Annotated in this window: 21 protein-coding genes; 19 read left to right on the plus strand and 2 right to left on the minus strand. The window is 45.8% G+C overall.

The features are described from left to right. Together ACFOEE_RS01390 and ACFOEE_RS01395 are read left to right on the plus strand one after the other, a co-directional pair. Positions 1-471, plus strand: a complete 471-nt coding sequence (locus ACFOEE_RS01390; RefSeq protein ID WP_377120161.1) for a hypothetical protein — start codon at positions 1-3, stop codon at positions 469-471. A 10-nt stretch (positions 472-481) separates the two neighbouring features. Next, complete coding sequence (locus ACFOEE_RS01395; protein WP_377120163.1) at positions 482-1,318, plus strand: copper chaperone; 837 nt, start codon at positions 482-484, stop codon at positions 1,316-1,318. A 300-nt stretch (positions 1,319-1,618) separates the two neighbouring features. Here the strand turns inward: ACFOEE_RS01395 and rne are convergent, their stop codons facing one another. After that, positions 1,619-4,966 carry a ribonuclease E gene (rne, locus tag ACFOEE_RS01400; RefSeq protein ID WP_377120165.1) on the minus strand — a complete coding sequence of 1,116 codons (3,348 nt, stop codon included), beginning with the start codon at positions 4,964-4,966 and terminating at the stop codon, positions 1,619-1,621. A 673-nt stretch (positions 4,967-5,639) separates the two neighbouring features. Between rne and rluC the strand changes: the two genes are divergently transcribed. Further along, positions 5,640-6,602, plus strand: a complete 963-nt coding sequence (gene rluC / locus ACFOEE_RS01405; protein WP_377120167.1) for a 23S rRNA pseudouridine(955/2504/2580) synthase RluC — start codon at positions 5,640-5,642, stop codon at positions 6,600-6,602. Then, positions 6,602-7,273, plus strand: coding sequence for an HAD-IA family hydrolase (locus ACFOEE_RS01410; RefSeq protein WP_377120169.1), 672 nt, complete (start codon positions 6,602-6,604; stop codon positions 7,271-7,273). The genes rluC and ACFOEE_RS01410 overlap by 1 nt, the downstream gene beginning before the upstream one ends. Here the strand turns inward: ACFOEE_RS01410 and ACFOEE_RS01415 are convergent. Beyond that, complete coding sequence (locus tag ACFOEE_RS01415; RefSeq protein WP_377120171.1) at positions 7,223-7,822, minus strand: Maf family protein; 600 nt, start codon at positions 7,820-7,822, stop codon at positions 7,223-7,225. The two genes, ACFOEE_RS01410 and ACFOEE_RS01415, sit on opposite strands and share 51 nt — an antisense overlap. Positions 7,823-7,940: 118 nt before the next feature. Here ACFOEE_RS01415 and yceD point away from each other — a divergent pair, with 118 nt between their 5' ends. From yceD to ACFOEE_RS01490, 15 genes are all read left to right on the plus strand, one after another. Then, positions 7,941-8,465 (plus strand): 23S rRNA accumulation protein YceD, encoded by a 525-nt coding sequence (gene yceD / locus ACFOEE_RS01420; RefSeq protein WP_377120173.1) that lies wholly within the window; start codon positions 7,941-7,943, stop codon positions 8,463-8,465. Between the two features lie 10 nt (positions 8,466-8,475). Continuing rightward, positions 8,476-8,646: a 50S ribosomal protein L32 gene (rpmF, locus tag ACFOEE_RS01425; RefSeq protein WP_377120175.1), complete on the plus strand. Its 171-nt coding sequence runs from the start codon at positions 8,476-8,478 to the stop codon at positions 8,644-8,646. Positions 8,647-8,657: 11 nt separating this feature from the next. Beyond that, positions 8,658-9,710 carry a phosphate acyltransferase PlsX gene (gene plsX, locus ACFOEE_RS01430; RefSeq protein WP_377120177.1) on the plus strand — a complete coding sequence of 351 codons (1,053 nt, stop codon included), beginning with the start codon at positions 8,658-8,660 and terminating at the stop codon, positions 9,708-9,710. Between the two features lie 47 nt (positions 9,711-9,757). Continuing rightward, positions 9,758-10,684 carry an ACP S-malonyltransferase gene (gene fabD, locus ACFOEE_RS01435; protein ID WP_377120179.1) on the plus strand — a complete coding sequence of 309 codons (927 nt, stop codon included), beginning with the start codon at positions 9,758-9,760 and terminating at the stop codon, positions 10,682-10,684. Between the two features lie 11 nt (positions 10,685-10,695). Then, entirely contained in the window at positions 10,696-11,442 is a 747-nt protein-coding gene (fabG, locus tag ACFOEE_RS01440; protein WP_377120181.1) for a 3-oxoacyl-ACP reductase FabG, read from the plus strand. A 219-nt stretch (positions 11,443-11,661) separates the two neighbouring features. Beyond that, positions 11,662-11,898, plus strand: coding sequence for an acyl carrier protein (acpP, locus tag ACFOEE_RS01445; RefSeq protein ID WP_377120183.1), 237 nt, complete (start codon positions 11,662-11,664; stop codon positions 11,896-11,898). 232 nt (positions 11,899-12,130) lie between these two features. Further along, positions 12,131-13,369 carry a beta-ketoacyl-ACP synthase II gene (gene fabF / locus ACFOEE_RS01450; protein WP_377120185.1) on the plus strand — a complete coding sequence of 413 codons (1,239 nt, stop codon included), beginning with the start codon at positions 12,131-12,133 and terminating at the stop codon, positions 13,367-13,369. 68 nt (positions 13,370-13,437) lie between these two features. Next, a complete protein-coding gene (gene pabC / locus ACFOEE_RS01455) occupies positions 13,438-14,214 on the plus strand; it encodes an aminodeoxychorismate lyase (RefSeq protein WP_377120187.1) in 777 nt (258 codons plus the stop codon). After that, positions 14,207-15,205: an endolytic transglycosylase MltG gene (mltG, locus tag ACFOEE_RS01460; protein WP_377120189.1), complete on the plus strand. Its 999-nt coding sequence runs from the start codon at positions 14,207-14,209 to the stop codon at positions 15,203-15,205. The genes pabC and mltG overlap by 8 nt, the downstream gene beginning before the upstream one ends. Continuing rightward, positions 15,195-15,821: a dTMP kinase gene (gene tmk / locus ACFOEE_RS01465; protein WP_377120191.1), complete on the plus strand. Its 627-nt coding sequence runs from the start codon at positions 15,195-15,197 to the stop codon at positions 15,819-15,821. Before mltG ends, tmk begins: the two co-directional genes overlap by 11 nt. After that, positions 15,815-16,702 (plus strand): DNA polymerase III subunit delta', encoded by an 888-nt coding sequence (locus ACFOEE_RS01470; protein WP_377120193.1) that lies wholly within the window; start codon positions 15,815-15,817, stop codon positions 16,700-16,702. The genes tmk and ACFOEE_RS01470 overlap by 7 nt, the downstream gene beginning before the upstream one ends. Before the next feature lie 10 nt (positions 16,703-16,712). Next, positions 16,713-17,039, plus strand: coding sequence for a PilZ domain-containing protein (locus ACFOEE_RS01475; protein WP_377120195.1), 327 nt, complete (start codon positions 16,713-16,715; stop codon positions 17,037-17,039). A gap of 8 nt (positions 17,040-17,047) precedes the next feature. After that, positions 17,048-17,827, plus strand: coding sequence for a TatD family hydrolase (locus ACFOEE_RS01480; protein WP_377120197.1), 780 nt, complete (start codon positions 17,048-17,050; stop codon positions 17,825-17,827). 15 nt (positions 17,828-17,842) lie between these two features. Next, a complete protein-coding gene (locus ACFOEE_RS01485; protein ID WP_377120673.1) occupies positions 17,843-19,678 on the plus strand; it encodes an alkaline phosphatase D family protein in 1,836 nt (611 codons plus the stop codon). A 173-nt stretch (positions 19,679-19,851) separates the two neighbouring features. Then, positions 19,852-23,415 carry a sensor histidine kinase gene (locus ACFOEE_RS01490; RefSeq protein WP_377120199.1) on the plus strand — a complete coding sequence of 1,188 codons (3,564 nt, stop codon included), beginning with the start codon at positions 19,852-19,854 and terminating at the stop codon, positions 23,413-23,415. Positions 23,416-23,746 lie beyond the last annotated feature (331 nt).

Genomic DNA, 23,746 nt, shown 5'->3' on the forward strand with positions numbered 1-23,746 from the left:
GTGGCTGCGCCACTTATGCTAAATGAAATGGATGAAAGCAAAGTGAGCACATCAAGTGAGCATAACGATTCAATCGGGCCGATATTTGAAGAGTTAGACATTGTTCAGCAGGTCTTTTTGCCTTTAGGAACGGTGGCGCAATTGCTAGAGCTGCTCCAAAAGCACGCTGGGGTATATCTACAAATCTCTGGCCTGTCCGGTGGCGTGGAAGGGATCACTCTGGAAATAAGCATATGCACACCTCAAACCTCGATACAAGTGGTAACCGAGGGACTTTATGGACTGAAAAACGCCAGCAAGTTGTCAGCGGGTCTCACCATTATTGCAGATCTGAGTCCTGCGCTAATAGCGCTCAGCACTAATCAAGCCAATTTGGCCAGCCTGTGTAAATTAGTGCTAAAACCTCGTTTGAATAAACAGCATCACATACCTTTACATATTAAACACCTCACACTCACTTCACAGGGATAAGGACGTAGTTATGGCTTTAAGTAGTTACATACGCTTTCTTTCGCAGCCGCCGTTACCAATTTTGTTATTGATCTCCGCTGTAGCTTGGGGTCTGCTATGGGCAGGTGGTCATAATCATGAAGCGCATCTTAATCAGCAATCGGAAGAGGTAATACATCAGCATCATCAAGAGGCATCTGCGGTAGCTGAGCAACATAATCATCATCACAGTGCTCATGTGGAAAAAGCGCCTGTAGAACAACAGTTATTCGGGTGGCAAGTATTGTCGCAGCTGATGGGTTGGACATTGATGATTGTGGCGATGATGTTTCCCTTACTCCACAATGCAATACGGCATATTTGGCAGCGCAGTCTGCCACGTTTACGCTTTATTGGCGTAGCATTATTTTGTACGGTTTATTTAATGTTATGGATGACGATAGGCGTACTCTGTAATCTGTTATTAGTTTTTGTACAGCCTGTAGCAAACTGGCTGGTATTGAGCGTAGGATTACTGATCTTATTGATTTGGCAATCCTCTCCGCTAAAACAGTGGGGCTTGAATTATTGCCACTATACGCAGCGTTTGGCGCTATCAGGGTTGGCTTATTGTAATGATTGTATTCGCTATGCGGTAAAGAAAAGCTTTTGGTGCATCGTTTCCTGTTGGCATTTAATGGTGTATCCAATGTTATTCGACTCTTTCTCGCTGATGTTTGGTGCCATGATGTTGGTGTGTGTCTGGATGTTTATAGAGCAACATTTGTCACCAAGGGCAACGCATTGGTCTTGGCCATTTCGCCCAGAGCTTTTGACCGAGTTAATAAAGCGTCGTGAAGTTGCTCCGCAATTGGCAAGCTCAGGTTGAACCTAGATTTGGCCAGCTAAACCTCTTTTCATGTGGCAAAAGGCATGTTGGCTGGTGAACGATTGATATCAGTCCAAAAATGCCAATCCAAATTAGCACCTGGCTAACCCGTCAAGAACGCTTAGTTAATTAGATAGGTATAATTTGGGCAGATATTGGCGACTAGATGCGCTATACAAAGCAAAATAACATAGATGCTGTCATGTTACTTTCTTGAAGCAATTTCCAGTTAAAAAAAATGCCGCTCAGTTAAAGCGGCATTCTTGTTCGAGGGCAACCAGTCGGTTGCCTTGGTAATTATTACTCTTGGCCCGTTGCTGCCATAGTCGAGGCCATCGCAGCACTTGCACGGCCACCAATTGACTTAGAACCAACGCCAGTGCGGCTATGAACTAGCGGTTCACGTACACTATCTGGCATCACAGCTGGCGTTACTGATTCAAGCTGCTCAGTCGATGAGCTGGCTTTAGTCATAGGGGCAGAGCTGTTTTGTGCGAAACGCACACGGCTCTTGCTTGCCGTTTCAGTCGTAGTCACAGCAGGAGCTGGGGTTACTACCTCGGCTACAGTGGCTGTTGCTTCGACGACTGGCTCAACTTCGTGAGCAGTTTCAACAGTTGGGGTAGTTTCTACGGTGTCAGTGGCAACTTCTACTGTTGATACGTCTTGTGCTTCAACCTCGGCAGGAACTTGCGCTACTGGCTGTGCAGGTGCCTTAGCAGTATCTAACGACTCAGTGACTACATGCTCATCAAGGTTTTCAACCACAGCATTTTCAAGCTCAGGCGTTTCAGTCGTTGTGACTTCTAGCGCAGGAGTTTCAACAGCAGCTTCGTTGCCTGTTAATGCATTGCTTTGCTCAGCCTCATCAGTAGCTAATACTTCAGTACTTGGTGCTGTAACTGCAACTTCAGCTTCAGGTGTTGCTACAGGAGTACGCTCTACTGCATCCGTGATTTGCGGATTTACCACGGTTGCAGCGGCAGTTACTTCACTTTCATCATTATCAACAGCGTCTTGCTCACCAAGCGTTTGCGCTTTGGCTTTGAGCTCGGCCTCGTATTCCGCTGCTGCTTGATCTGCAACGGGTACAAATGCCATAGGTGCATCTTTCTTTTCACCTTCAGGGCGACGACGACGTTGACCTGCTGCGCGTAAATGACGTGGTGAACGACGTGAACGGGTACGACCGTCTTTGTCTTCCAAACCATCAGCATTGTCTTCACCATCTACCACTTCGGTGATTTGCTCTTCGGCCGTTTCTAGCGCAGCTGCAGCTACAAGAGGCGTTTCTTCGTCATGGCGAGGTGCTTTTGGCGCACGTGGCTTTTGTTGGCGACGCGCTGGCTTTTCAACCTCGACGGCTTGTGTTTGCTCAGTTTCAACACTGTTGAGTTCAGTTACGCTTTCAGACATTGCTGCACTGTTAACAGTTGCTTGGCTTGCTGGCGCTTCATCGTGTTCAGCTGGCTCAACCACTTCATCTGCTAACTCAAGGTTGCTGACCGCATTGTCGTTATCAATACGCACTTTCTTACGTAGGTTACGACGTTGACGGCGTGGTTTTACCTTAGCCTCAACATTGTTTTCTAATGCGTCTTCAATAACGTCAAACGACTCGCTAGTTTGAGCTACTTGTGGTTTGTCTTGATCAGGGCGTTTACGCTGCGGCTGACGACGACGTTTATTGTTGTCAGACTTCTGATCTTGTGCTTTATCTGCATGACGTTCTGGCGCACGCTCTTGATTGCGGTCTTGACCACGTTCCTGAGCTCGCTCTTGCTGCGGCTTATCCTGCATTTCGTCATCACGTTGGTCGCGATTTGAACGGCCACGACGTTTTTGTTGCTGACGACGACGGTTGTCATGACGTGGCTCACGTTGTGGGCGCTCACGCTTGTCAGTTTCCGTGCTGGTCGCAGGGGTTGCTGCTGGGGTAAATAGAGACTTTATCCAGTTACCTAGGCGAGTCAGTAAGCCCATTTCATCGCTTTTTGCGGTTGCAACTGGTGCACTTACTGGCGCCACTGTAGCTGGTTGAGTCACTATTGGCGCTTGAGGCATAACTACGCCTTTAAGCACAGGCTCTTCTTTATGAATAGCTTGTGGTCGCGAAACTTCGATTAACTCTAGTTCTGGCTCAACAATTTGCTCATAGCTGGCAAGTTCTGAGATCTCGTCTTGACGTACGCGTACTACTTCATAATGTGGCGTGTCCAAATGTGGATTTGGAATGATAACCACTGAACATTCATGACGTTTCTCAATAGTTTGTACTGAGCGACGCTTTTCGTTCAACAGGTAAGAGGCAACAGCAACCGGCACCTGTGCATTCACTTGTGCGGTGTTGTCTTTAATTGCTTCTTCTTCGATTAAACGCAGAATTGATAACGCCAATGATTCATTTGAACGAATTGTGCCTTGACCATCACAACGTGGACAGCTGTGCTGGCTCGCTTCACCCAGTGATGGACGAAGACGTTGACGTGACATTTCCAATAAACCAAAACGTGAGATTTTGCCAATTTGCACGCGCGCGCGGTCAGCACGTACGGCATCTTTAAGGCGATTTTCTACTTCGCGTTGGTGGCGTGGTGGAGTCATGTCGATAAAGTCGATGACAATCAAACCACCTAAGTCGCGTAAACGTAGTTGACGGGCAATTTCGTCAGCCGCTTCAAGGTTGGTGTTCAGTGCGGTTTCTTCGATATCGCCGCCTTTAGTGGCTTTTGAAGAGTTAATATCGATAGAGGTTAACGCTTCTGTTGGGTCGATAACGATAGAGCCACCAGATGGTAAACGTACTTCACGTTTAAACGCCGATTCAATTTGGCTTTCAATCTGGTAGTGAGTAAATAGTGGTACGTCACCTTGATAGAGTTTTACGCGGTTAAGGAAATCTGGGCGGAAACGCTCGATATGGGCTTTGGCTTCTTCGAAAACTTTCGCTTTATCAATAAGGATTTCACCGATGTCACGACGTAAATAATCGCGAATAGCGCGGAAAATTACGTTACTTTCTTGGTGGATAAGGAAAGGCGCCTTACGACTGTCAGCGGCTTTCTGGATTGCATCCCAGTGCACTAACAAGGCTTTTAAATCGTATTCCAGCTCTTCAAACGACTTGCCAACACCAGCAGTACGCACGATTAAGCCCATGCCTTTTGGCAGGTTTAAGCGGCTCAAGGTGTCTTTAAGTTCAATTCGCTCATCGCCTTCGATACGACGAGAAATACCGCCTGCACGTGGGTTATTTGGCATTAGCACCAAGTAACTACCCGCCACGCTGATAAAGGTAGTAAGGGCAGCGCCTTTTTGGCCGCGCTCTTCTTTATCGATTTGAACAATAACTTCTTGGCCTTCTTTGATCACATCTTTGATGTTTGGGCGGCCACTGAATGCATAACCATCAGGAAAATATTGTTTTGCGATTTCTTTTAGCGGAAGGAAGCCGTGACGCTCAGCGCCATAGTCGACGAAAGCAGCTTCTAAAGAGGGTTCGATACGGGTGATTTTGCCTTTGTAAATATTGGCTTTTTTCTGTTCGTGACCTGGGCTTTCGATATCTAGATCGTATAAGCGTTGGCCGTCAACCAGTGCAACGCGCATTTCTTCTTGCTGCGTAGCATTGATCAGCATTCTTTTCATATTATTACTCTACTTTTCACTTCTTCTCAGCACCCATCACGGCAACTAGGGGCGTTTTTTAGTGTTCCATTTTTTAAATGCAGTCTCACGACTGGGGAGAGGGAACCTTTCCATTAAGACTTGCGCGCAGAGCAAAGCGAAGGGTGTTCTTCACTGTTATGTATCCGCTGCGGAGCCACGCCAAAAACATGACAAAGCACATACCAAGTTGCGTAAGGCAACACTTAGCAGTACAGATTGTCGTTGGCGGTTTGCTCAACGCGAGCTGTATACAACCTTTGAAGTGACATTCTTCAGTTGCAATGCATGTTCAACGCATTCGGGCACGGGACTTTGCCGCGCTTGCTTCAATGGCATTTAATCATGCTAAAAAACGGCGCTTGATGCCGTACACAGGTACCATGTGTTTTTGCTTTTTCTGTGGTGTAATCGTGTTTGACGTTGGCTGCGACATAGTACGCGCATCGCAGTTGGTCATTCGCACGTGTTTATACCATGGAGGACGATAAAAGCTTTGGAATTCTACCCTTAGCGCTGTATGATCATCCATCCAATGTGCATCACGATTATATCAAGGCGTAAAAGCACCTGTTGCAAACAATTGCGCGGTGATTATCCCACTAATATCCTCGTGTAAGCAACATAAATTATTACTCAAATCAGTGATTAGGCAATGTCAGAAAACAGCGGTTTAAAAGTTACCTTTGTCACCATCGATGAAGATCAGGCCGGTCAACGCATCGATAACTTTTTGATCACCTTTTTAAAGGGCGTACCAAAGAGCGCCGTCTACAAAATTTTACGCAAAGGGGAAGTTCGGGTTAATAAAGGCCGCGCTAAGCCACTTTACAAGTTACAACTTAATGATGAAGTCCGTATTCCGCCGATTCGGATTGCCGAACGAGAGTCGCAAGTACCAGAAAACTTAAACAAGCTGGATAAAGTCACGCAGCTTGAATCTTGTATCTTATTTGAAGATAAGTATCTGATGGTACTAAATAAGCCTGCTGGCCTTGCGGTACATGGTGGCAGTGGTTTGAGTTTCGGTCTGATTGAAGCGATTCGTGCGTTACGCCCTGAAGAGCGTAACCTTGAGCTGGTGCACCGTTTAGACCGCGATACCTCAGGTTGTATTTTGATCTCGAAAAAACGCGTCATTCTTAAAGGGCTGCATGAGCAACTGCGCGAAAAAACCATGGAAAAGAACTATCTTGCCTTGGTAAAAGGCGAGTGGGACGCAAAGCACAAAAATGTGAATGAGCCGCTAAAAAAGAACACACTACAATCGGGTGAGCGGGTAGTGCGCGTGGATGCCGTTGAGGGCAAACCATCGCATACGCGTTTTAGAGTGATTGAGCGGTTTGACGGTGCTACTTTGGTACAAGCATCACCGGTAACAGGCCGTACCCACCAAATTCGCGTTCATACCCAATGTAAAGGTCATCCCATAGCGTGTGATGACAAATACGGTGATGCTGAGTTTGACAGCAAAATGCGCGCGGCAGGTTTAGGGCGCTTATTCTTGCATGCCAAAGAGCTCCGTTTTATGCATCCTAAGCTTGAGACCACAGTCCATGTTGAAGCACCCCTGGATAACGCGTTGCAAAACTGCCTCACACAATTAAGGAAGGGCTAATGCGGTATCAGCTGGTCATTTTTGATTGGGATGGCACTGTGATGGATTCGGTGGACAAAATTGTCAACTGTTTACAAATGGCTGCGGTCAGTTGCGGCGTGGCCATTCCTTCAGCAGAGGTCGCCAAAAGCATCATAGGATTGTCGCTCGACATCGCGGTTGCAACGCTTTTTCCAAACGAACAAGAGAAATGGTCAGCACTTGCAGAAGCATACAAGCATCAGCATAAAGAAGTGGATACCACACCTACGCCGCTTTTTGCTGATGTGCGGAATACTCTGACCGCATTAAAAGCGGCAGGAATAAAACTGGCTGTCGCGACGGGCAAGAACCGCGCGGGGCTTGACCGCATGCTCGAAAAAAGCGCCACACGCGCATTTTTTTGCACCACTCGTACCGCAGACGAAGCAGAGTCGAAGCCTCACCCGCAAATGCTACTAGATATTCTTGCTGAAACTGGCATCGCGGCGGCTGATGCCGTAATGGTAGGTGACACCAAAATCGATATGCAGTTAGCGCGTAACGCCGGTATTGACGCCATCGGCGTGACATTTGGCGTCGATACGGCTGATACGCTTGCTGCTTATCAGCCAGTCGCAATTGTTGATAGCTATCAGCAATTAGCTGCGGTGTTGCAACATAAGCACGTTAACGCCGAAGTCTGCCAGTAGACGCTGCAATTGAATAAGCGGAAGGCCGATGAGTGCATTTGGGTCGTCGCCTTCCAACTTCTCAAACAAACAAATACCTAATCCTTCACTTTTAAAACTCCCTGCGCATTGCAGCGGTTGTTCTACATCTATATAGCGTTCAATTTCTTCTGAACTCAGCGCTCTAAAATGCACATGAAACGGTTCGACAACGGTTTTGGCCATGTCAGTGGCAATATCATATACCGATAATCCAGTCAGGAATGTGACCTTATGGCCACTAAATTGAGTGAGCTGAGTTATGGCGTTTGCCTTGGTGTGGGGTTTGCCGAGTATGCTATCGCCAAAAACAGCGACTTGATCTGAGCCGATAACCAAACCATCAGTGAATAACTGCTTGGCAGTGCGCGCTTTTTGTTCGCTTAATCGGGCGACTAATTGCTGCGCAGTTTCATGTGCCAAAGGTGTTTCGTCTATGTCCGGCGCAAAAGCAGTAAACTTGAGATTAAATTTTTTCAAAATAGACTGCCTAAATGGGGAACTTGACGCTAGAATAAGGTTGGTTTTCATACCTGTAACCTAGTCAGATAAAATTTCGCCATAGGATAGGGCGCCAACACGGATAAAACAAAGGAAAGTTGATTTTTATTTTGACTAACTTGCTAACTATCTATATGATGCAGCCCCTATGCAAAAGGTGAAAATTCCCATCACGCTTGATCCCAGCAGGGCAGCGCAGCGCCGAAGTGATTACCAAGGTATTGTGCCACTCGAAGAACTTTCTCGTTTAGAGCAAGTTGTGCTGGATGAAGCAGGTGAAATAGCGGTAACAATCCGTTGTGAGTTTGACGAGCAAGGTTTAGTTGTAGTGCGCGGTCACATGCAAACACATTTAAACGTTACTTGTCAGCGCTGTAACGGGGAGTTAGGGTTGGATTTGGAACAAGACTTTGCTTATACGCCAGTCGGTTTGGGTGCAGAGTCGGATGATCTTCCTGATAGCTACGATGTTGTGGAACTGGACGAACATGGTGAAATTAATCTTCGTCAAATTATTGAAGATGAATTAATTTTATCAATTCCAATAGTGCCTATGCATGAAGAAGCTACTTGTTCGTATTCGGCAGAGCCCCATAGCTTTGGCGAAATTGAAGCGGAAGAGAGCAAACCAAATCCATTTGAGATATTGAAACAACTTAAGAAAAGTTCTTAGGAGAAGGCTAATGGCGGTACAACAAAATAAAAAGTCTCGTTCAAGACGTGGCATGCGTCGTTCACACGATGCTCTAACTGGTCCAGCTTTGACTGTTGATCAAGTTTCTGGCGAAACTCATCGTCGTCACCACGTAACTGCAGACGGTTACTACAAAGGTGTTAAAGTAATTTCTAACTAAGAGATTGCTTAATGCTTACGCATCTAACCATTGCGTTAGATATGATGGGGGGCGATTATGGCCCCCGGTCATCTATTCCTGCTGCCGTGGCTGCAGTAAATCAAAATGATCAGTTGATCTTAATCTTGTGCGGTAACGAACAAGTTATCCGTGATGGTCTTGATAAACTCGACTCCCTCAATCATCCTCGACTAAAAATTCATCATTGCCATGAAGTTGTCACGAATTGCTGCGAACCTGCGCAAGCGTTGCGACGTAAAAAAGATTCTTCTATGCGTGTGGCATTAGACTTAGTTAAATCCGGCGAAGCACAAGCTTGCGTCAGTTCTGGTAACACAGGTGCGCTATTTTTTATGGCGACGCACGTGCTTAAACTCCTACCGGGTGTAAAACGTCCAGCGCTTATTTCAGCGGTACCAACCGAAACCAAAGATCCAGTTTATTTGTTGGACTTAGGTGCCAACGTGTTTTGCGAACCACAGACACTATTCCAGTTTGGTGTGATGGGCTCAGTGGTTGCAAGTCGCCGACTTGGTATAGAGAGGCCGCGGGTCAGTCTTTTGAATATTGGTTCGGAAGATATCAAAGGTCACGAGGGTATTAAACAAGCCGCTGAACTAATGAAGAAATGCCCACAACTGAATTACATTGGCTATAGCGAAGGGAGTGACATTTTCTCTGGCAAGGCTCATGTTATCGTTTGTGATGGTTTTGTCGGTAATGTGGCGCTAAAAACCTGTGAAGGTATTGCCAAACTCATCATGCACAAGTTCACTAAAGCGCTGAAAAAGCATCTTTTTTATAAAGTGTTGGCATTTTTGCTGCGACCCGTTATAAAAAAGCTCTATAAAAGGGTGAACCCCGACCAGTATAACGGTGCAAGTCTGGTAGGATTGTGCGGTATTGTAGTTAAAAGCCATGGAAATGCTTCTAAAAAGGCGTTTCTTGCAGCGATTGAGGAAGCCGCGCGCGAAGTTGAACGGCAAATTCCCGAAAAAATTCAAGCAGCGTTTGAGCGCATCGGCACTGCAACCACAACGTCGCCCAGTAGTAAAGTCGATTGATCTTATTGTGACTGGGCTGCGAAAAGTAAAACAAGCAAGAGCAGAATATGTCACAAAAAATCGCATTATTGTTCCCAGGACAAGGTTCTCAAGCAGTCGGCATGTTAGCCGAGTTAATTGAAAATAACCCTGTTGTGCAACAAACCTTTGCAGAGGCGAATGCCGCACTCGGTTATGATCTGCAAAATCTGGTTCTAAATGGCCCAGAAGCCGAACTTAATCAAACCCATCGTACGCAACCTGCGTTATTAACCGCTAGCGTTGCTATCTATCGCGCTTGGCGCGCGAGCAACCCAACGACTGAGGTGGTCATGGCTGGACATAGTCTTGGCGAATACTCAGCTTTAGTTTGTGCAGGCGTATTGTCATTGTCTGACGCTGTGAAACTGGTTGAAAAGCGTGGCGAATTTATGCAACAAGCAGTACCTGCAGGCGTAGGTTCAATGGCGGCAATTATCGGTCTTGACGACGAAGCTATCGCTAAAGCCTGTGCTGACAGTGCCCAAGGTCAAGTTGTTGCGCCAGTAAACTACAACTCTCCAGGCCAAGTTGTTATCGCAGGACACAAAGAAGCCGTTGAACGTGCTTCTGAAGCTTGTAAAGCGGCGGGTGCAAAACGTGCACTACCGCTATCTGTAAGCGTACCATCGCACTGCGCATTAATGGAGCCAGCGGCCAAGCAGCTTGCTGCTGCGTTTGAAACCATTACTTTCAATGCGCCAGAATGTGATGTGGTCAACAACGTTGATGTGACCGTGACCAGTGACATCGCTGCGATTAAAGATGCGTTAGTACGTCAGTTGTACAGCCCAGTTCGCTGGACTGAAACTATCCAACGTATCGCCGCAGATGGCATTACACAAAGCTATGAGTTTGGTCCAGGTAAAGTCATTACTGGATTGGTAAAACGCATCGAAAAATCACTTGCATGTGATGCGGTAAATTGCACAGAAACTATTGCACAAGCAAAATAATCGAGAAATCCATGAGTAAGTTATTTTCTTTAGAAGGCAAAGTTGCCTTAGTAACAGGCGCAAGCCGTGGTATTGGTAAAGCGATTGCACAAGCCTTGGTCGCACAAGGTGCGGTTGTTGCAGGTACAGCGACCAGTGAATCCGGTGCGGCTAAAATCTCTGAGTATTTAGGTGATAAAGGCAAAGGATTTGTATTGAACGTCTCTGAAGCAGACTCAATCGAAGCTTTGCTTGAAGCTGTTAAAGCGCAATTGGGTGATATTGACATTTTGGTTAATAATGCCGGTATCACACGCGATAATTTGCTAATGCGCATGAAAGACCAAGAGTGGGATGACATCATCAATACCAACTTGAGCTCAATTTATCGCTTGTCAAAAGCGGTACTTCGTCCGATGATGAAGAAGAAAACAGGTCGTATTATCAATATCGGCTCTGTGGTTGGTTCAATGGGTAATGCGGGTCAAACTAACTATGCTGCTGCCAAGGCGGGTGTAATTGGTTTTTCTAAGTCATTAGCACGTGAAGTAGCCTCTCGTGGTATTACAGTGAATGTGATTGCACCGGGATTTATTCAAACTGACATGACAGATGAGCTCACTGACGAGCAAAAAGCGGCAACGTTGGCGAATGTGCCAGCTGGTCGCTTAGGCCAACCAGAAGAAATTGCTGCAGCAGTGGTTTATTTGGCATCAGATGCAGCTGCATACGTTTCTGGCGAAACTTTGCATGTAAATGGTGCGATGTACATGGTTTAAGGTGTAAACCTGAACCTATTTTAAAATTGAAATTTTTGTGATCTTGCCGTAATCATACTTGAAATCGCGGCTAAAATGAGCGATAAAAGGTTAATTTTGGGACACACAGGTTTGACCAGACAAAAAAGTACGGTTAAATCCTTGAATCACAGAAATAGGCGCCGTAAACTACGCCGCAATCTGAAAATAACGCATTGCGTTTAAATAAAGGAAAGAAGAATGAGCGACATCCAAGAACGCGTAAAGAAAATCATCGTTGAACAACTAGGTGTTAAAGAAGAAGAAGTTAAATTAGAGTCATCTTTTGTTGATGATTTAGGTGCTGACTCTCTAGACACAGTTGAGCTAGTAATGGCGCTAGAGGAAGAGTTTGACACTGAGATCCCTGATGAAGAAGCAGAGAAAATCACTACTGTTCAAGCAGCGATCGATTACGTAACTGCTCACGCTGAGTAAGTAACGTATCTCTTTGGGCAGCATCCGCTGCCCTTAGTCTATTTATACCCGTCGCGTTTCAAAATGCTCGGATGTTGGTCGCCCCAACAAGTCGCACTCAAAGTGCAACCGCGCGGTCAGAATACCGAAACAGCGCTGCTGATGAAGTTAATCGCTTGCGGTGTGCGTGCATTTCGAAATCCACAGGGTATGTTGCCCGTCAAAATTCAGTTTCCCTTTTTTGGAGGACACCGTGGCTAAACGTCGAGTCGTTGTAACAGGTTTAGGCATGTTGACACCGTTAGGTAATGACGTGAGTTCAACCTGGCAAGGTTTGCTTGCGGGCCAAAGCGGCATCTCAAATATCACCCATTTTGATACCACTAATTTCGGCACCAAGTTTGCGGGTCTCATTCGAGACTTTGACGCAAGCGAGTATATTTCTGCAAAAGACACCAAAAAAATGGACTTGTTCATTCAATACGGTATCTACGCAGGTGCCCAGGCGTTGAAAGATTCTGGTTTAGAAGTGAATGAATCAAATGCACATCGTGTTGGTGTGGCGGTTGGCTCCGGGATCGGTGGTTTAACGCTGATTGAAGAAAACCATGTGAAGTTGCTAGAAAGCGGTCCACGTAAATTGTCGCCGTTTTATGTACCTTCAACCATTATCAACATGATCTCAGGCCATTTGTCGATTATGTATGGTTTACGTGGCCCGAACATTTCTATCGTGACGGCTTGTACCACAGGTTTACATAATATCGGTCACGCCGCGCGCATGATTGCGTACGGTGATGCGGATGCCATGTTAGCCGGTGGTGCGGAAAAAGCCTCAACGCCAATCGGTATGGGTGGCTTTAGCGCAGCACGTGCACTTTCTACTCGTAATGACAACCCACAGGCAGCATCACGCCCTTGGGATAAAGACCGTGACGGTTTTGTGCTTGCAGATGGCGCTGGCGTTATCATGCTAGAAGAATACGAGCAGGCGAAAGCCCGTGGTGCGAAAATTTATGCTGAGTTAGTTGGCTTTGGGATGAGCGGCGACGCCTATCACATGACCTCGCCACCAGAAGATGGTGCAGGCGCGGCCTTGGCTATGGTGAATGCATTGAATGATGCAGGTGTTAATGCAGCGGACGTAGGTTACATCAACGCTCACGGAACATCGACCTCAGCGGGTGATAAAGCAGAAACGCAAGCGGTGAAATCAGTATTTGGCGATGCGGCTAAATCTGTGATGGTCAGTTCTTCTAAGTCTATGATGGGCCATTTGCTTGGTGCAGCGGGTTCAGTAGAATCGATTATCACGATTTTGTCATTGCAAGATCAAAAGGTTACACCAACAATCAACCTTGACAATCCAGATGAAGGCTGCGATCTTGACTATGTGCCGCACATAGCACGTGATGCAAAGCTGGAATACGCACTATGTAACTCATTTGGTTTCGGTGGAACCAATGGTTCATTGTTATTTAAACGCGTATAATCGTCACCGTAAAAGTTGACTAAAGAGCCTGGCATCGCCGGGCTTTTTTGTTTTTATTCGGGAATATTATGCACTTTGCCAACGTTATCGACACACAAGACCGCGGTTTTAACTACGGTGATGGTTTTTTCACAACCGCCAAGGTGGTGGATGGCAAAGTGGTGCACTGGCCTTTGCATCAAGCGCGTTTAGTTGAGTGTGCGGCGCGGCTTTATTTCCAACCACTCGATTTAGTGCTAATAGAACAAAAAGTTGCTGAAGTTGTGGCAGACAGTGCGCTTGCGGTAGTGAAAATTGTCATTACTCGCGGCGTAGGTGGGCGAGGGTATCAGCCACCAAGAGAGAGTTCAGCGACGGTGGTAGTCTCACTGCTACCATATCCCCAACATTACGATAACTTGGCTAATACAGGAATAGAGCTTGGGATTAGCCCAATAAAACTGGCAAAACAACCGCTATTAGCGGGACTTAAAACCTTAAATCGACTCGAACAAGTCTTAATCAAACAAGCCATGCAAGCAGAGAATGTCGACGATGTGGTGGTGCTAGACTACGATGACCATGTTGTGGAAACCAGCGCGGCGAATTTGCTTGGGGTTGTCAACGGCCAAATCGTTACCCCCGCGCTAACTGATTGTGGTATTCTTGGTGTTTATTTGCAGCATTTAATGCAACGTTTGGCAATTACAGCAGTGACTTGGCCGCTCTCGCAGTGGCAGCAATGTGATGCTTTGTTTGTATGTAATAGCCTAATGCAGCTGGTTGCGGTAAAGCGGTTAGGTACTCAGTATTGGGACATGAAGCAAGTTAAGATCCTTGCCAGACAATTTGGATTGTATGAATAAAATACGTTTTTTTGTATTGTTGCTGATTGGCGCACTGATTTTGGCTGGCGTCGCAGTTAAAAATTGGCAAAATACCGTAACCAACGCCACGCTTAGCTTAGGCACGGCAACTTTATATGAAGTAAAAGCGGGGCAAGGCGCAGTGGCGACCTGTCGCGATTGGCAACAACGCGGTTGGGTAAATTCCTGTTGGCCATTTCAGATGTTGTTTAAATTACAGCCAGAGCTAGGCCAACTGCAAAAAGGCTTATACGAGCTCCAAGGCGAAACAGTCACGACCACATTTCGGCGTTTGGCTCGTGGTGAACAGAAGCAATTCAGCTTTACCATTATTGAAGGGGAAACCCTTAAGCAAGTCATCAGCAAATTGCAAACCACGCCATATCTGGACTTTGACCTCGATGATGTGCAACTCACACAGTTATTTAGCGCCTCAGGTAGTGGTGAAGGGTGGCTGCTACCCGAAACCTATCATTATACTGCGGCTAGTAAAGCCTCTGCGATGGTCAAACGTGCGTACCAAAATATGCAAAACACGCTCAATACCGCTTGGCAAGCGCGTCACCCAGAGTTACCGTTAAATTCGCCCTATGAGGCGTTAATTTTGGCGTCTATTATTGAAAAAGAAACGGCAATTGCGGCGGAGCGAACTTTAGTCGCATCAGTGTTTATTAACCGCTTGAATAAGAAGATGCGACTGCAAACCGATCCAACTGTGATTTACGGTCTAGGTGAAGCGTATCAAGGTGATATTACCCGTGCCCATTTAAATCAACACACGCCATATAACACTTATAAAATTAGTGGCTTACCGCCAACGCCCATTGCTATGCCGTCAAAGGCAGCGGTGTATGCAGCAGTGCAACCAGCAAGCAGCGAATTCCTGTATTTTGTTGCAGATGGTAATGGCGGACACACTTTTTCAACCAATTTAAATGCACACAATCAAGCTGTGCAGGAATATTTAAAAAAGAGCAAAAATGCAGGGTAAATTTTTAGTCATTGAAGGGCTTGAAGGGGCCGGTAAATCAACAGCAATGGCAGAGTGTGAAACTCAGCTCGCTGCACGTAATATCCCTTTTATTAAAGTGCGGGAGCCCGGTGGGACGCCCTTGGCTGAGCAATTACGTTTATTGGTTAAAGCTGAGCACAGTGAGAGCATTGCGCCAGAAACCGAATTATTACTCATGTATGCAGCCCGAGCGCAGTTGCTGCACAATGTCGTTCGCCCTGCATTAGCTGAAGGCAAATGGGTGCTTTCTGACCGCCATGATTGGTCCTCGCAAGCTTATCAAGGCGGCGGTCGTGGTTTAAGTGAAAAGACGTTAGGTGCGTTAGCTGAGATAGTATTAAAAGATCTAAAACCCGATCTGATCCTCTATCTTGATATTGATCCCGCCCAGGGTCTGGCGCGAGCGCGGGGTCGTGGGGAGCTAGACAGAATTGAACAAGAGGCGCTGTCGTTTTTTGAGCGTACGCGCGCTCAATATCAAAAACTGGCCGCAGCGGCCGACAATGCCGTCACCATTGATGCCGGTGCTGAACTGGCTGTGGTGACGGGCAGTATTCGTCAAGCATTAACCGAGTTTTTAACACGCTCATGCTAGCTCCTTGGTTAGAGGCAATCAGAACACAATTAGCAAACGCGCATGGCCAAGGACGCTTACATCATGCCATTATGTTGACAGGTTTGCGCGGAGTTGGAAAACGCGCACTGGCCACTCAGCTGGCCAATGCGCTGCTATGTCAAAATCCACAGCAGCTTAGCGCCTGCGGTAATTGTAAAAGCTGTGGCTTATTGAGTGCGGCCACTCATCCAGATAAATTATTGTTAGCCGAAGACAATGCCAGTATCGGTGTTGATGCCGTGCGCGAGATAAGCCACTTTGTGACACAATCCGCCCAACAAGGCGGCAATAAAGTCGCTGTGATTGAGCGGGCGCAAAATATGACTGACGCAGCCGCAAACGCCTTATTGAAAACCCTTGAAGAGCCCAATAGCAAACGTTATTTGCTACTGACTTGTGATGAAATTTCGCGTTTGCCAGCAACTATTTTAAGTCGTTGCTTAAAAGTGGATGTCGCTGCAAATCAAGGTGCGTTGTGGTTAGCCTCGCAATCGCAAACTTTACCGAGTCATCCTTGGCTTAGTCATTTTGACAGTCAGCCATACTTGGTTTTAGACTGGCAAGATGCTCAGGTGTTACCACAAATCGATACCATTTTTCAGCACACGATGGCGTTGACAGCAATGCCATTGAGCGAGCTGCAGACAATTTTGACTAAAAACCCTGAGTTGGTAGATACTTTATGTGTATTCGTGCAGGCAAAATTACGCCAGCGCGCCTTGGCTGGTGTATCATTCCAGCAATTAAACGCCGCTGAACAGGCTCTGCTACTGTTTACTCGGGCGACCAAACAACAGCAAGGTGGTAATTTGGTATTGCAACTGACCAAACTCTTTAGTGCACTCAAACAAGTATTATAACGGGGGCCTGATGCAAGAATTATTAGTAGATTTTGAAGATTTAGACGAATTATATCGCTGTTATATGGCATTTTTACGCCAAGGCGGAGTGTTCGTAAAAACCAACCTGCGCTTTGAAATGGGTACTGCGGTTGCGGTACGAGTAACATTGCCTGATGCGTTAGAAGAAGACGTGGCAAGCGGAAAAGTGGTGTGGATAACACCACAAGGCGCGCAAAATGCGAACCCGCCAGGCGTTGGTATCGCATTTGGCGATGGTCAGGAAGTCTTAAACGACAAAATCGTGAAATTATTGGGCACTCAGCTCAATTCGGATAAACCCACCTACACCATGTAAGAGTAGTTATGATTGTAGATTCTCATTGCCATTTAGATCGACTGGATTGGCCAAAACTAGGTATGGAATTACCTGAGGTATTGGCAGCTGCGCGTGCCCGTGACGTTGAACATTTTCTTTGCGTAAATGTGAAATTAGACCAATTCGATGCAATGCTGGAAAAAATTCTGCCGTTTGATGATGTTTCGGCATCTTGTGGTGTTCACCCGTTAGACCAAAAGTTTGAGTTGGACAAGGCTTTACTTACGCGTCTCGCCAGTCATGAGAAAGTCGTCGCAATTGGTGAAACAGGATTAGATTATTACTATTCACAAGATACCAAAACAGTGCAGCAAACCAGTTTTGTTGGCCATATTGAAGTGGCAAATGAGCTACAAAAACCGTTAATTGTCCATACTCGTGATGCTAAAGACGATACCATAGCTTTAATGAAAGCGCATCAAGCGCACAATTGTGGTGGTGTATTGCATTGTTTTACCGAAGATTTGGAGATGGCAAAGCGGGCATTGGATCTGGGTTTTTATATTTCAATTTCAGGTATCGTGACATTTAAAAATGCCACTCAGCTTCAGGACGTAGTGCGCTTTTTGCCATTGGATAGATTATTGATAGAGACTGATTCACCTTACCTAGCGCCAGTGCCGCATCGGGGTAAGACCAATCAACCTGCGTATGTACAAGACGTTGCTTACTTTATCGCTGAGTTGAAAGGATTGAGTTATCGTGAACTTGCTAGTGCAACAACGGATAATTTTTACCGTTTGTTCCCGTTGGCAAAGCGCAAGTAAAGTATTTTGGCTACGATGTCTTTACCCGCTTTATTGTTACTGCCGCAGATCCGCCGCGCTGCGCGTGATAAGATCTGCGTGCAGCTAGTAACCAGTTATCATGCCAAAGTCAGTATTAACCTAGAAGCTGTACCAGCCCATACCACCGCGTCGACATTTTGTCTTGGCGAGCGCTGTTATTTACATTTGTTGGTATTGGAACCTCAACAAGGGGAGTTTCCAGTTGATACGCTGATTGCGTATCAACTGTATCTCGATAACAAACTGCACGATTTAAGTAAGCTCGGCTATGAAGGTGCCCCTCCCCAGTTTGTTGTGCCTCATAAACTGCAGCATATTCTTCACGGCTCCTGTCGTAATCCCCATCATGCCAGTCTCGATAGTTTAAAAACAGCAGATCTACATTTGGCGCAAAGCAGAGCTCAGGGTGAAGCGGGTAGTCAGTTGTTATTGATGTCCGGCGATCAAATTTATGCTGATGATGTAGCGGGGCCAATGTTATTGGCTGTCCACCAGCTTATTGATAAGCTAGGTTTATATCCAGATCTCGACAGTGGTTTGACGTTACCCGATAAACTTGAAGCGCAACTCTATCAGCGGCATTTATTGCTACCAAAAACGCCTTGGCAGCAGCGCTCAAAACTCGCTATGGGTTATTGGTTAAAAAAAGATGAACCTCACTTTACCAGTATGAAGTCAGGCAACCATCTTATTTCGCTTAACGAATTTGTTGCTTTGTATTTATTGAGCTGGTCCGCTTGTGCTTGGCAATTGATTGATTACGATGCGATCCAATATCAATCTACAGATAAAAAGCGCCAGCAACAATTTGCCTATGAGTGGCAACATTTGCAAGGGTATGTGGCAACGCTTAGTCACGCTGAACGGTTATGTGCCAACGTTTCCACCTTGATGATGTTTGATGACCATGACGTCACCGATGATTGGAACCTCACTGCAAAATGGGAAGCTGCGGTCAGACAAGATAATGAAAGCCGCCGTATCGTGAACAATGGTTTAGTAGCGTATTGGCTGTTTCAAGGTCTGGGCAACGATGCGCTTGAGTACACTGGTAGTTTACAGGCGGACTTTGTGGAGGCGATTGAGACCAAAGCCTTTCGTTGGAGCCATTTTGATAAGGCATTAAACCGCTTTAATCATTGGCATTACTGTTTAAATACCCAACCAAAAATCGTGGTGTTGGATACGCGGACTCACCGTTGGCGCAACGAACAAAACTTCAATGAACCATCCGGGTTAATGGACTGGGATCGTTTGCTAGACCTAGAAGAGAATTTGATCAGTCATCAACAGGTGATCATCGTTTCACCCGCACCGGTATTTGGCGTGAAGGCCATTGAAGCCATTCAGGCAGTATTTAACGCCTGCGGTGAGCCTTTGTTGGTGGATGTGGAAAACTGGATGGCGCACGAAGGTGCCGCGAAGAAACTGTTAGATATTTTTCGCCGTCCTGATACGCCAGTTGAAACCATTATTCTCTCGGGTGATGTGCACTATTCGTTTTGTTTCTCGGTCAAAGCGCGTTTTGGCAAGCATGATAATCGTATCTGGCAGTTAACCGCTTCAGGAATTAAAAACGAGTTTCCAAAACCTTTAATTGGGTTTCTCGATAAGCTTGATAGCTGGCTCTACGCGCCATTAAGTCCACTCAACTTTTTTACCAAGCGCTGGAAAATGAGCGTAGATAAACACAAATTAATGGGGAGCAAGAATACCTATTTGGTAAGTGATTCAGCGATAAGCCTGATAAAGCTGCGCGACGGCCTGCTGGAACAATATCAATTACTGCATGGGAATGGCAATATTACCCAGTTTGATCTTGAAGACTAACTACATAGTAGCTGAATTTGACTTATTTTTAGCGTGATTAACAAGGCATTGCTATAGTTTAGGTGTCATCCTGAATAAAAGGCGAAGGCATGGTTAAATCGCTGTGTTGGTTGCTATTGTGTTTTTGTTGTGCGGTATCTGCCACTCCCAAATTTGCTGATACGGCCCAGGTCATGCAACGCTTTGACTACGACTCCGGCTTGAGCCAAGTCAGTGTAACTGCCCTCGCTCAAGATCAATTTGGTTATATCTGGATAGGAACTCAAGCTGGCCTGAACCGTTTTGATGGTCACGAATTTAAGCAATTTTCTCCTAAGCAACAAAGTCGCACCGATTTAGCTGGCGGTTTTATCACCGCGCTTTGCCACGAAGGCGATAAGCTGTGGATTGGTACCAGCACAGGTCTTAGCATCTATTATTCTTCAGAAGGCATATTTCGCTCTTTACTTGCCTCAGAATATGCTGCAATCGCTTCGGATAGGGTCAGTGGTATTGACTGCCATACTGAGCAAGTTGTTGTCAGTACTGAGGTAGGCCGCAGCTATATCGTCAACAGTGAAACACTACAAATTCAAGCCTTTCCTTACAATGCTGAATTGGTGCGCAATGTAGTGCGCTCTGGTCAACATTATTATGTGTTACTCGAAACTGGGTTAGCGCAGTACAGTATTCAAAGTGGCCTGATAGAAGTCATTCTGCCAGGTAACTTCAAACGCTTTGAACTCGCAGCAGGTCGAGCGTACATTTTTGATCAGCAATCAACATTGACAGTGTTGTCACTTGCTAAACCTCAAATCGTGTGGCAAAAAACCTTTCACCCTATTGACACTACTCCTCTTAATGACATCGAAATAACGGCCGACCGAGTGACCTTAGCTACAGGTAATGGCGTTTATTTGTTGAGCACTGATGGAGATGTGTTAAAGCATTGGAAAAAACAAGAACAGTATCAACAAGGGTTACAGGATAACAATATCCTTAGCGTTATGCGTGACCTAGACCAAGATCTTTGGATTGGTACAGAAACGCGTGGACTCCAGTATTTTTCTGCGCTGAGTGATGCATTTGGACATGTGAGCGAGTTCAATTACTCTGCCCGCCCTTTGGTTTCACCAGATGTACGTGCGTTCGCATTAGATGAGCAAGGGCGATTCTGGATAGCGACCTCTGACGGGCCATTTTATTTTGAAAATAATGGTTTTCATCGCGGCGAACAACAATTTGCTGCGCTTACAAAATTAAACGGTTTGTTTATTACCAAAGTCTTTGCCTATCAAGACGCACTTTGGTTTACCACCCGTGGTGCTGGTGTCTATCGTTATCAATTTAGTACTGCAATGCTCAGCAATTGGCGGCCAGATTTAGGCGGCGCAGTTGAGCTCAATTTTAACGATATTACCATCCACAAACAGGCCATTATTGCCAGTACCAGAGGGCACGGGATGCTGCGTTTTGACAGCATCAAACAAGATTTCGAGCCTTATTTGCCAGTCGAGTTGTTGAGTCCAAATCATGTTACTTCTTTACTCAGCATAGATAACGAATTGTGGTTTGGTTCTGTAGGTGATGGGTTGTATCGTTACCGTGACGGTCATCTTGAGCATTTAAGTACTCAGCATGGGCTCGTGTCCGATATTGTTTTTATGCTGGCTAAAGACAATAACGGCAAGATATGGGTAGCAAGTGAGGCTGGGCTTTCGGTTGTGAGTCAGGATTTTACGCTTGAACGCAGCGTTACTCGTCATGATGGACTATCAAATGACGCGATTTGGGCCATGGTATTTGATGGGAAAGATCATCTTTGGGTTGGGACCAGTGGTGGGCTCAGCCAAATCAATGTGGATAGCTTATCTATCTACAACTTTCTACCCGTTGATGGCGTACAAGACAACGAATTTAACTATAACGCGGCGTGGCTTTCGCCAGATGGTCGAGTTTTTCTTGGTGGAGCGAAAGGGTTTAATCAGTTTTATCCCGAACGCATTATCACCAAAAATCATCCACAACCGTTACTACTGAGTGAAATCGCAGTGCTTGGCAAGGTGCTAAAACCAAGCGCTGAGTCATTGATAACGCAGGCTCCCGAGTTTAGCCAAAGTTTGCTGCTTGAGCATACCCAGAATATTGTCTCACTACAGTACGCAAGCCTCGAATTTAGTTTTGACCGCCAACTTAAATACTTTTACCGCGTTACGGGTCTTAGCAATACTTGGCTGCGTCTTGCTAATGGTTCCCGTCAGGTGAATTTATTGAAGTTGGTGCCGGGTAAGTATCAAGTAGAGGTTTACACCGTAAATCGCTTTAACCAACATTCACCGATCCATAAGTTCAGTATTCAAGTACAAGCGCCTTGGTATTGGAGCAGTTGGTCAAAACTGGCGTATGGCTTAGCCTTTGTGTTGGTACTGTGGTTGTTTTTTCAATCCAAACAAAAGCGTTACCACCAAGTGCTCAGCGACAACCGGCAAATGACAGAATTACGTGAACGGTTGGAGTTGTCATTATGGGCGAGTGGCGATGAATTATGGGACTGGCATCTAACTAGTCATGAGATCTTTCGCCATAGTGTCTCAAAACGTATTCACTATGGCAAAGCGCAAACCCATCTAGAACTTGAAGGGCTGAACCAATATGTGCATCCCAAAGACAGCATTACGCTTGAAGATAAACTAGAATCTTGTATTCGTGGTGAGGCGGAAAGTTACGAAGCGGCCCTTAGGGTGAAAGACATCAATGGTAATTGGGTTTGGGTATTAGACCGCGGTAAAGTGGTATCGCGTGATGTCAACGGCTATGCAACACGCATAGCGGGGGCGTTAAAAGATATTACCGAATTAAAAATCCATCAGGACGCGCTACAAAAACTCAACGAGCAGCTTGAAATCAAAGTTGCGATGCGAACCGACGAGCTCTATAAAAAGAATCAAAAGCTTGAGCAAGCAATGATGGAGTTGAAACGGACCCAGCAGGAATTAATCGTCAGTGAAAAAATGGCATCACTTGGTAACTTAGTTGCGGGTATTGCGCACGAGATCAATACCCCGCTTGGCGTTGCTATCACCGCCATAACCTACAATCAGGAATGTTTGCAGGCGGTTGAGGCGAAACTTACCAACAAAACATTGAAGCAATCAGATTTAGAGCGGGCAATTCAAGAACAAAATAATGGTTATACCTTGATCATGCGTAATCTTGACCGTGCGCAGAGCTTAATTGCAAATTTCAAACAGGTGGCAGTTGACCAGTCCAGTGAGACTGAGCGAGTCGTGAATTTGAAAAATTACGTACAGGATGTATTTGATGCGCTAGCACCGCTTATTAAAGGTAAAGGTATTGAAGTTGAGCTAATAGGGCGCAATGATTTAGATATATTGACGTATCCTGGTGCGATTTACCAAATCATCAGCAATCTTTTAAATAACTCAGTGATCCATGGTTTTGAAGGAATGACGAGCGGTCGAGTGACGACTGAAATCGTTGAGCAAGATGGCCAACTGAAACTCATTTATTGCGATAATGGTCGCGGTGTGAAGCCGGAAATCCTCGGAAGTATTTTTGACCCATTTGTAACTTCAAAACGTAACCAAGGTGGGTGCGGTTTAGGTATGCATATAGTGTACAACTTAGTCACTCAGCTGTTACGCGGCGATATAGTGTGTGATTCAAAACCGGATCAGGGAGTATGCTTTACCATAATTTTCCCGTTGCAGAAAAGCACAGAAAGTAGTGTCGCTTAAGATGAGAACTCAACTATTTGGAGTGGTAGGTAGCAGGCAGGCAAATAAGTCCCGATGAGCATAGATAAGATATGGAATTGAGGGTGCGGACGCCACCAACACCGCATTAGCTTTAAGTATGAAGTGTATATTAAACATAAAAAAGACCCAGAACACGGGTTCTGGGCTTAGGGGAAGGCTCAATAGAGCCATGCGCTAACTTAAAACACCTTCTAACTTAAAGGGAGAAGTAGAAGCACTTTCAGTGTAGTTAACGCTGTGATTTATGTACAATAATCGTACAATTTAAAACCCTTTATATTACATAGAGATAAACCTTTTATGACGAATA

This window comes from Pseudoalteromonas fenneropenaei (genome assembly GCF_042643375.1).
Taxonomy (GTDB): Bacteria; Pseudomonadota; Gammaproteobacteria; order Enterobacterales; family Alteromonadaceae; genus Pseudoalteromonas; species Pseudoalteromonas fenneropenaei.